At 41.2% G+C, this 1,232-nt stretch carries 1 protein-coding gene; it reads right to left on the bottom strand.

Translation table 11 applies throughout. The annotated features are described in order from the left end of the window. Window positions 1-1,232: beta-galactosidase (locus tag AC59HZ_RS31260; protein WP_496549599.1), on the bottom strand; the 1,232-nt coding region annotated here is incomplete at both ends.

Here is a 1,232-nt window from a genome sequence, read left to right on the forward strand (position 1 = left end):
CCGCTAAACTGTCCGAAGCTGCTAAAATCAAGCGGTTTGTCAGCCTCTTTCACGTTTCCGCTAAAAAAACAAAGCTTTTCATCTGCCGCTTCCCAATGTAATGGATGATTTGCCGAGCTCTTTTCCAAATGAGGAACCGCTTTTTCTAAATATTTTCTTGAAACCACTTCAATCGAATAGCTGGTACCATCTTCAAAGGAAAGCTGAACGGTTTGCGGCTGGTTTCCATGGAATAAATGAAACGTAACCATGCCCTCTTCACTGATTTCAAATCGGTTTGGCATTGGACAATGAATTTCGGCCTTTCTATTAAGCTGTAATAGTAGGGTTGAACGTTGACCCTCCTCATGATAAATTATCGTCTTATGGGAATCGAAACCTGTCGTTTGGCCAGTGAGCGTTTTAATAGTAAAACTATTTCCTACGTTCACATGACGGACAATTGGTAAAACAGCATTGGCCTCAATGGTAAACGGAACCATTTCATTATCAAGTAAAACTTGTGATTGAACTCTTTCCTGTCTATTATTCTCGATAAATATTACTTCACCATGGGGACTGACAACCCACTGAGACTTTAGATCACTAGAAAGCTTTAATTCCATACCCGTTTGTTCCGCATTTGTGAATACCGGTTCGAGCCACTTAGTAAATGAATGAAACCTTTTTAATACCTCATACTTTCTTGTTGGCTGCAAGTATTCATCAATGGCAACATCATAATCATACGATGTCGTGGAAAAAGTCTGTTCTCCACCTGTCCTACCGCCCCAATGGTCAAAATTAGTGCCGCCGAAATACATATAATAATTGATTGCAGAAAATCCATTACTCAATAACTGGTAACACTCACGTTCAAGCTGCTCAGGTGTTTTTTGATCCGCTTTATTTCCGCCCCATTGTTCAAACCAGCCAATCCAAAACTCCATAACCCCTTTCGGCTGATCGGCAAACCGCTCATCTAAGATCCTAGCGGCGTGTTTGGCATGCGACCAAAAATTGTAGAACTCGACAGCGCCATCAACGGCTCCGTAGCATGTAACAAATGGTACCTCAATTCCCCTCGCCATCATACCTTCCCTTAGGTATTCCATATACTGTTTGTCAGGTTTACCATATGCCTGGAATTCGTTTTCTACCTGGACCATAATGACGGTCCCATTTTTCGTCAACTGGAATTCATCAATGATTGGTAGGACTTGATCGAAATATTTATCCACATATTGTAAAAA

It is taken from the genome of Neobacillus sp. DZ-9 (assembly GCF_059587065.1).